The organism is Luteimonas sp. A478 (assembly GCF_054052025.1).
Genome location: NZ_JBSVRF010000005.1, coordinates 256,969 through 264,547 on the forward strand (window position 1 = coordinate 256,969; position 7,579 = coordinate 264,547).

Sequence of the window (7,579 nt, forward strand, 5' to 3'; positions counted from 1 at the left end):
TTCACCGCGGCTGCGCGCGCTTCCAGACGAGACACCGGTTGTTGGCCGGCATCGCCAAGTCGGTCACCAACCGCAGCCCCGCATCGTTGGCCAGCTCATCCACCGCTTCGAAGTCACGGATCCCGGATTGCGGGTCACGCGCCTTCAGCCAGGCATCGAACTCCCGGTTGCTGTCGCTGGTGAAGGCCCCGTCGTACTTGAATGGTCCGTATGCCACCAGCTTGCCGCCGTCGGCATCGGCCAACACCTGGCCCACCCCGCTGAAGAAAGCCTGCACCGCGTCCCAGCCCATGATGTGCAGCGTATTGGCGGTGAACACCGCATCCACTGCCGGCCACGGCGACTGCGCCACGTCCAGCACCACTGGTGCCGGCGCGTTGAGCAATTGCGCATCGTCCAGCCAGGCGCGGATGCCCGGCTGGTTCTCCGCCACATCGCTCGCCTGCCACTGAAGCCACGGCATCGCCTGCGCGAAATGCACCGCGTGCTGGCCGGTACCGCTGCCGATCTCCAGCACCCGGCGGCGATCGGCGAAGTGCTCGCGCAGGACGGCAAGGATGGGATCGCGGTTGCGGTCGCAGGCAGGGGCGTGTGGTTTTGGAAAGATCATGGCAGGCTCAACCGGATCACCAGCGCCGCCAGGGTAACGAGCAACACCGGCAGCGTCAGCACAATCCCCACCTTGAAGTAGTAGCCCCAGGTGATTTTGATGTCCTTGCGGGCCAGCACGTGCAGCCACAGCAGCGTGGCCAGGCTGCCGATGGGAGTGAACTTGGGCCCCAGGTCGCTGCCGATCACGTTGGCGTAGATCATTGCCTCGCGCACCGCGCCCTCGGCCTGGCTGGCATCGATGGACAGCGCCCCCACCAGCACGGTGGGCATGTTGTTCATGATCGAAGAGAGGAAGGCGGTCAGCAGCCCGGTCCCCATCGTCGCTCCCCACAGGCCGTACTGTGCGAACCCGTCCAGCAGCACCGCCAGATGGTCGGTCAGCCCCTGGTTGCGCAGGCCGAACACCACCAGGTACATGCCCAGCGAGAACACCACGATCTGCCAGGGCGCATCCCGGATCACCCTGCGGGTCGAGATCACGTGCACGTTAGCAGCAACCGCCAGCAGCACCAGCGCGCCGGCCCCGGCCACGGCGCTGATCGGCACACCAAGCCGCTCAAGCCCGAAGAATCCCACCAGCAGCAGCGCCAGCACGGCCCAGCCCGCATTGAATGTGGTGCGGTCCACGATCGCCGATCGCGGATCCTTCAGCTGGGTCGCGTCATAGCTGGCCGGAATCTCCCTGCGGAAGAACCACATCAGCATGAGCAGCGTGGCGCCGACCGACACAAGGTTCACCGGCATCATCACCGAGGCGTACTCGGCGAAGCCGATACCGAAGTAGTCCGCCGAAACAATGTTGACCAGGTTGGACACCACCAGCGGCAGGCTGGCGGTATCGGCGATGAACCCCGCCGCCATCACGAACGCCAGCGTGGCCGCGGGGCTGAACCGCAGCGCCAGCAGCATGGCGATCACGATCGGCGTCAGGATCAGCGCCGCACCATCGTTGGCGAACAGCGCCGCCACCGCCGCGCCCAGCAGGATCAGCAACACAAAGAGCTTGCGCCCGCTGCCCCTGCCCCAGCGCGCGACATGCAGCGCGGCCCATTCGAAGAAGCCAGCCTCATCCAGCACCAGGCTGATGATGATCACCGCCACGAAGGTGAAAGTGGCGTTCCAGACAATGGCCCAGACGGTCGGAATATCCGACAGCGTCACCACGCCCGTCAGCAGTGCCAGCGTGGCGCCGAACATGGCACTCCAGCCCACCCCCAGCCCCCGCGGCTGCCAGATGACCAGGACGATGGTGACGATGAAGATCAGCAGCGCCAGCAGCATGGATCAGGCTCCGCCGGTCCGGGTGTCCCTGGAAGCAGGGCGGGAGGCCGGCAGGCAGCGGGTTTCATCACCGCCGCAGCAGTTGCGCGTGAGGAATTCGACCAGCCCGTTCATGGCCTCGAAATCGGCGCGGTAGGAAATGTTCCGGCCGTGCGCCTCTCCTTCAATCAGCCCTGCCGCCGTCAGCTCCTTGAGATGGAATGACAGCGTCGCCCCCGGCAGAGACAGGGTCTCGGCGATTTCGCCCGGCGTACGCCCTTCGGGCCCAGCCTCGACCAGCAGGCGGAAAATGGACAGCCGCTTGGGATGCCCCAGGGCGGCCAGTGCAACGGTTGCATCATTCAGTTCCATTTTTCTAGAATAGTCGAATTGAATTGCAAGAGGCAATCATGCCGCACCCCGACGAACTGCCCAACGCATCCCCTACCGCCCTTGAGACGCCCACCCGTGAAAGCCTGGGCGTGCCTGGCTCCGCGCACCCGCCGCGGATCCTGGTCCTCTATGGGTCGCTGCGGCCGGAATCCTACAGCCGCAAGCTGGCGCTGGAGGCCGAACGCCTGTTGCGCCACTTTGGCGCCGAAGCGCGAGTGTTCGATCCGCACGGCCTGCCGATCCAGGGCAGCTGCGAGACCGACCACCCCAAGGTCCGCGAGCTGCGCACCCTGTCCGAATGGTCCGAAGGCCACGTGTGGGTCAGCCCCGAGCGCCACGGCACCATCACCGCCGTATTCAAGAACCAGATCGACTGGCTTCCACTGGAGGAAGGCGGCGTGCGCCCGACCCAGGGCCGCACCCTGGCAGTGATGCAGGTCAGCGGAGGCTCGCAGTCCTTCAACGTGGTCAACGCGCTGCGCGTGCTGGGCCGCTGGATGCGCATGGTCACCATCCCCAACCAGTCATCCGTGCCCAAGGCCTGGCAGGAGTTCGACGAGCAGGGACGCATGAAGCCGTCGCCCCTCTACGACCGCGTGGTCGACGTGATGGAAGAACTGGTGAAATTCACCCTGCTGGTGCGTGACCGCAGCGACTATCTGACCAGCCGCTACAGTGAACGCAAGGGCGACCTGGCCGCCGCTGCGCTGGCCAGCGCCTCCGGCGCATCCGACGCGCCCGGCGTCACCACGATCGCCCCACCGCAACACGAAGCAGACCCTGCAGACGCCCAACCCGGGACGGCGGCCAGAGCCGTGGCATCAACCGGAAGCTGAGGAACCAACATGGACGCGACCATCTATCACAACCCTGCCTGCGGAACCTCGCGCAATACCCTCGCCCTGATCCGGCACGCGGGCATCGAGCCAACGGTGATCGAGTACCTGCAGGATCCGCCCACGCGCGAGCGACTGATTGAACTGATTACAGCCGCGGGCCTCAGCGTCAGGGACGCCCTGCGCCAAAAAGGAACGCCCTACGCCGAACTTGGCCTGGACGATCCGTCCCTGACCGACGACCAGCTGCTCGACGCCATGCTGGCCCACCCGATCCTCATCAACCGGCCCTTTGTCATCACTTCGCAGGGCACCCGTCTGTGCCGGCCGTCGGAAGTGGTACTCGAGATCCTGCCGCCGATGACCCAGCCGTTCACCAAGGAAGATGGCGAAGTGATCAACGCCAGGAACTGACAGCAACTGGCCGGTAGCGCGCCCACTGCTTGTATGCTCTGCCCTGACCACAGGGATCAAGGCAGGGGGCCTGGGTGGCAGACGCAGACAGCAAGCAGGCAGCGGGCGACGACGCCGCTGCGATCTTCATCGCCAAATGGCAGGGCGTGAGCGCCTCGGAGCTCTCCACTTCGCAGAGCTTCCTGATCGACCTGTGCGCGCTGCTGGGGGTGGATGCCCCGCACGCTGCCGGCCGCAGAGGGCCGCCCGCCGTTCGCCGTGGTGGTGGACGTGGGCAACCGGATCGAACTGTATTCGGAATTCAGCCGCTCCGGCGGCACCTAGTGCCGCTACCGGATCCACGCATCCACAGCCGACCCATTCCACAGTGGATGCCTGTCATCCAGATCGCTTGGAGCACAAAATGTCAGTCCCGACCTACGACAAATTCATAGAACCGGTACTGCGCCACCTTGCCTACCACCGGGAGGGTGTGCGAGCGCGCGAAGCGCACGAGGCGGCCGCTGACGCGCTTGGGCTCGACGATGAGGCGCGTCAGCTCACCGTTCCGACTGGCCAGCCGCTATACAACAATCGCGCCGGCTGGGCCCACGATCGGCTGAAGCGCGCCGGCCTGTCCTCCAGCCCGAAGCGCGGTCTCTGGAAGATCACCCCAGCGGGGTTGAAGTTCCTAGCTGAGAACCCCGGGCCACTTTCGGAAGAGCAGGTGCGTGAAATAGCCCGGGGCTTCATCGACGTTCGGCTGCGTCCGATACCTGATGGAACTCCGGAAGTGGTGCCTGTGGATGACGAAGATGAGGTACTGAGTCCCGATGACCGCCTGCAAACCGCGCTGGAGGAAATCCGAGCTTCCGTCGCTGCCGAACTGTTGGAGTTGCTGTCACAGGTAACGCCCAAGTATTTCGAGACCGTAGTGCTCGATGTGCTACACAAGCTGGGCTATGGCACCCGGCGCAGCGACCTGCAGCGCGTTGGCGGAAGCGGGGATGGTGGGATCGACGGGATCATCTCTCTCGACCGACTCGGGCTTGAGAAGGTCTACGTCCAAGCCAAGCGTTGGCAGGCCACTGTCGGTCGCCCCGAGATTCAGGGATTTTATGGCGCGCTTGCTGGGCAGCGTGCCAACAAGGGCGTGTTTATCACCACGTCGGCGTTCACCAGCCAGGCAGTCGACTTCGCGCGTTCCATCGAGGGGATCGTGCTGGTTGATGGCGAGATGCTGGCTCGCATGATGATGGATTACGAGGTGGGCGTATCTGCTCAGCGAATAAGCATTCCGGCGGTGGATAGCGACTACTTTGGCGAGTGAACCGATCAGGTAATTGCGAAGCAGAGGTATAACGCATGCGCCACCGACTGAAGCATGTTTCGCGTCGCCACAACGACGCCTTGGCGAAGATCAGGTGGGACCGTCTGGAGCACCTGCTGGCCGATCACTATCGCGCGCAGGGATACAACGTCGACCATGTCGGGACCGGGGGTGCCGGCGCCCGATTCGATGGCGGCATAGACCTGAAGCTGCGCCGGGGAACCGAGTACGTCGTTGTGCAGGTAAAGCACTGGAACGCCTACCAGGTACCCCACAACGAGGTGCACCAGCTGATCGGACTGATGGTGAACGACGGCGCAACCGGGGCCGTCCTGATCACCAGCGGGGAATTCACCAAGGCGGCCATCGAGGCGGCCACCCGTCACGGGCACGTGCAACTGGTGGACGGGCAGGAGCTGCGTGCACTGCTCGGGCTGCGGGAGGGACCCGCCGCCGACCCCGGCGCCTCCTTGGGCGGCCGGATTGCACTGGGCATCGGAGAGCACATGGTCCATGCCGCGCTGGGCCGTGTTACGGGAGACAGAGGCCAGGGGCGCCGCGGCGGTCGGGAAGGAATTGCTCATGGGATCGGGGTGTCGGTCGGCATCAGCCTTGCAAAGCTTGCCGTAACGGTCGTCCTCTTCCTGATCCTGTTTCTTTTCATCCGAAACGCGTTTACCTCCGCTGTTTCCGGCCTCAGTCAACCAACTCAGCCCAAGCCTGCCGCCACCCAACGTGCGGCACCGGTTGGTCAGCCCGCGACCGTTCGATCCAACAGCTCGGCCACGCCCATCGCCACGATCAAGGCGTGCGAGGAACTGATCGACACCGCCAGTGGCACGTACATCAACCACTGCACTCGTCACGTGCCAGACGGCCCCCCTGTCCATAACGCACCTACGCAGGCCGCCCCCAAGACGAGAGCCGCGATCGATATCCTCAGCGACAGCACGCCGGAGATGTGAGGATGGGGCGACTTCTCCTGGCCATGCTGCTTGCGGTGTCTTCGACCGCCAGTGCCATCGTCATCCGGCATGACGTGGAAGACTCGCAATATCGGATCCCCGCGTCCGGGTTTCCAGCCCTCACCGACATGCCCGGCGAGGGGCACGGCGTACTGATCGCTCCACAGTGGATTGTCACCGCGGCCCACGTTCTACCGCTGCACCACCCGCTGGAGCAGGTGGTGGTCAACGGAATGACCAGAGACGTTGAGCGCGTAGTGGTGCACGCCGGGTACAAGCCGCCGCCCCAGGAACTGATCGACCAGGCGATGGCGTCCGGAGAGGCCATGTTGATCGTGGTCGCGCTCGCCTCCTCCGATGACATCGCGCTGGTCAAGCTGGCGGAACCTGTAACAGACGTGGCTCCCGTCGCGCTTTACAGAGATGGTGACGAACCCGGCCGGATCATCAAGATCGTCGGGAAAGGTGCGACAGCGACGGGAGCCAATGGACACGACCGTCACGGCCCCAACCGTACGGAGCTTCGCCGCGCCTTCAACACGGTGACCAGTGCCCATGGCCGCTGGCTCTGCTATGTGCTTGACGAGCCACCGTTGGCGCTGCCGCTCGAGGGCATCCTCGGAAGCGGAGACAGTGGCGGTCCCGTACTCGTAGAAGTTGACGATCAATGGTTGCTGTCCGGCCTGGCTGCATGGAAGGTCGTCCATGGAGATATCAGGACGGCTCGCTTCGGACGCTACGGTGAAACCGCGTGTAATGTCCGTCTGGGGCACTACATCGAGTGGATCGAAGAAGAAATCTCCGGTCACAGGCTGATGAAGCGCAATACGGAGCAAAGCAAATGAAGGACCCTGACTTTGGCTTCACCAACATCTACCTGAAAAGCGGAGTCATCCTGTTGTCGGTGGGCGCGCTGGTCTACCTCACGGGGCTGGTGAGGGATCCCTCGTTGCCTAGCGCTGCCTTCAGGGGTGACGCGGTCCGCATATTCATCGTGGTCGGTGCGATATCGTTCGTCATCGGCTGGATCGTCAAGGCTAGGGGAGGACGGGATGCCTGATGCATTGATCAAACCGGGCGCACGGATGCGATGGCCCTGGCACCTGCTCCTGGGCACTGTATGCCGCGTCGTTCCTGACCGTATAGGGTCGGTAGCGTATGCCTATTGATGACCCGACCCGGCAGGTTCCCAAATCCGATATGCGGCTGTTGCGGCCGATCGGCCTCGGGCTGCTGTCGCTGCTCATTGGATTCAACGGCGCTTATCTGCTGATCTGGATCGTTGGCCTGTCCGGTGGCCCGGACCTGATGGAATGGGTGCTGCCCGCCAGCCTGTTGGCAACGGTCCTGACGCTGGCCTGGCTCATCCGGCGGAGCCGGCGCAAGCGCGAGGCAGCCGCGAGGCGCGCGATGACCGGCCAGCCCCGACCGCTCACGCGGGTGATGGTGGCTTCCGTGCTGATGACCATCCTGGGGCTGGTAGCGGTGTGGCTCGTGCTACGCGGGCAGCCGGTCGACGTCGGCAAGCTGGGAATAGCCGGGCTGATGCTGATGATCAGCGCCCAGTCGCTTGTTTCCACGGTGATGGAGCTGCGCGCAAGACGGCGGCGCTGACGCGATCGGGCCTGGCTTCGTAGTCACTTCCATCGTCCTGGCTCCGCCGCGGGCTGCTGATACGCTTCCCGTCACAGGCCATCCCTGTAATGACCCAGTGATTTCCTGCTCAGGTGTTACTTTGCGAAGGAGGCACCCATGAGCGTGATGATGGAAGAAGAAATCAAGCGTTGGAC

10 protein-coding genes are annotated in these 7,579 nt (G+C 64.3%); 7 read left to right on the forward strand and 3 right to left on the reverse strand.

Features of this window, described 5'->3' with window-relative positions:
- Nucleotide 1: 1 nt before the first annotated feature.
- The 3 genes from ACW7G3_RS11705 to ACW7G3_RS11715 are packed head-to-tail and all read right to left on the reverse strand — an operon-like array spanning nucleotide 2 to nucleotide 2,244.
- Nucleotides 2-610 (reverse strand): DUF938 domain-containing protein, encoded by a 609-nt coding sequence (locus ACW7G3_RS11705; RefSeq protein ID WP_456982917.1) that lies wholly within the window; start codon nucleotides 608-610, stop codon nucleotides 2-4.
- Nucleotides 607-1,893, reverse strand: coding sequence for an arsenic transporter (locus ACW7G3_RS11710; RefSeq protein WP_456982918.1), 1,287 nt, complete (start codon nucleotides 1,891-1,893; stop codon nucleotides 607-609). The genes ACW7G3_RS11705 and ACW7G3_RS11710 overlap by 4 nt, the downstream gene beginning before the upstream one ends.
- Before the next feature lie 3 nt (nucleotides 1,894-1,896).
- Nucleotides 1,897-2,244: an ArsR/SmtB family transcription factor gene (locus ACW7G3_RS11715; protein WP_456982920.1), complete on the reverse strand. Its 348-nt coding sequence runs from the start codon at nucleotides 2,242-2,244 to the stop codon at nucleotides 1,897-1,899.
- Nucleotides 2,245-2,282: 38 nt separating this feature from the next.
- Between ACW7G3_RS11715 and arsH the strand changes: the two genes are divergently transcribed.
- The 7 genes from arsH (at nucleotide 2,283) to ACW7G3_RS11750 (ending at nucleotide 7,403) form a co-directional block, all read left to right on the forward strand.
- Nucleotides 2,283-3,101, forward strand: a complete 819-nt coding sequence (gene arsH, locus ACW7G3_RS11720; RefSeq protein ID WP_456982921.1) for an arsenical resistance protein ArsH — start codon at nucleotides 2,283-2,285, stop codon at nucleotides 3,099-3,101.
- A gap of 9 nt (nucleotides 3,102-3,110) precedes the next feature.
- Nucleotides 3,111-3,515 (forward strand): arsenate reductase (glutaredoxin), encoded by a 405-nt coding sequence (gene arsC, locus ACW7G3_RS11725; protein WP_456982923.1) that lies wholly within the window; start codon nucleotides 3,111-3,113, stop codon nucleotides 3,513-3,515.
- A gap of 403 nt (nucleotides 3,516-3,918) precedes the next feature.
- Nucleotides 3,919-4,824, forward strand: coding sequence for a restriction endonuclease (locus ACW7G3_RS11730; RefSeq protein ID WP_456982925.1), 906 nt, complete (start codon nucleotides 3,919-3,921; stop codon nucleotides 4,822-4,824).
- Between the two features lie 35 nt (nucleotides 4,825-4,859).
- Entirely contained in the window at nucleotides 4,860-5,789 is a 930-nt protein-coding gene (locus ACW7G3_RS11735; RefSeq protein WP_456982926.1) for a restriction endonuclease, read from the forward strand.
- A 2-nt stretch (nucleotides 5,790-5,791) separates the two neighbouring features.
- Nucleotides 5,792-6,634, forward strand: coding sequence for a trypsin-like serine protease (locus tag ACW7G3_RS11740; protein WP_456982928.1), 843 nt, complete (start codon nucleotides 5,792-5,794; stop codon nucleotides 6,632-6,634).
- A complete protein-coding gene (locus ACW7G3_RS11745; RefSeq protein WP_456982930.1) occupies nucleotides 6,631-6,849 on the forward strand; it encodes a hypothetical protein in 219 nt (72 codons plus the stop codon). Before ACW7G3_RS11740 ends, ACW7G3_RS11745 begins: the two co-directional genes overlap by 4 nt.
- 98 nt (nucleotides 6,850-6,947) lie before the next feature.
- The gene (locus ACW7G3_RS11750) at nucleotides 6,948-7,403 is read left to right on the forward strand and encodes a hypothetical protein (RefSeq protein ID WP_456982931.1); all 456 of its coding nucleotides are present in this window, start codon (nucleotides 6,948-6,950) and stop codon (nucleotides 7,401-7,403) included.
- Nucleotides 7,404-7,579 lie beyond the last annotated feature (176 nt).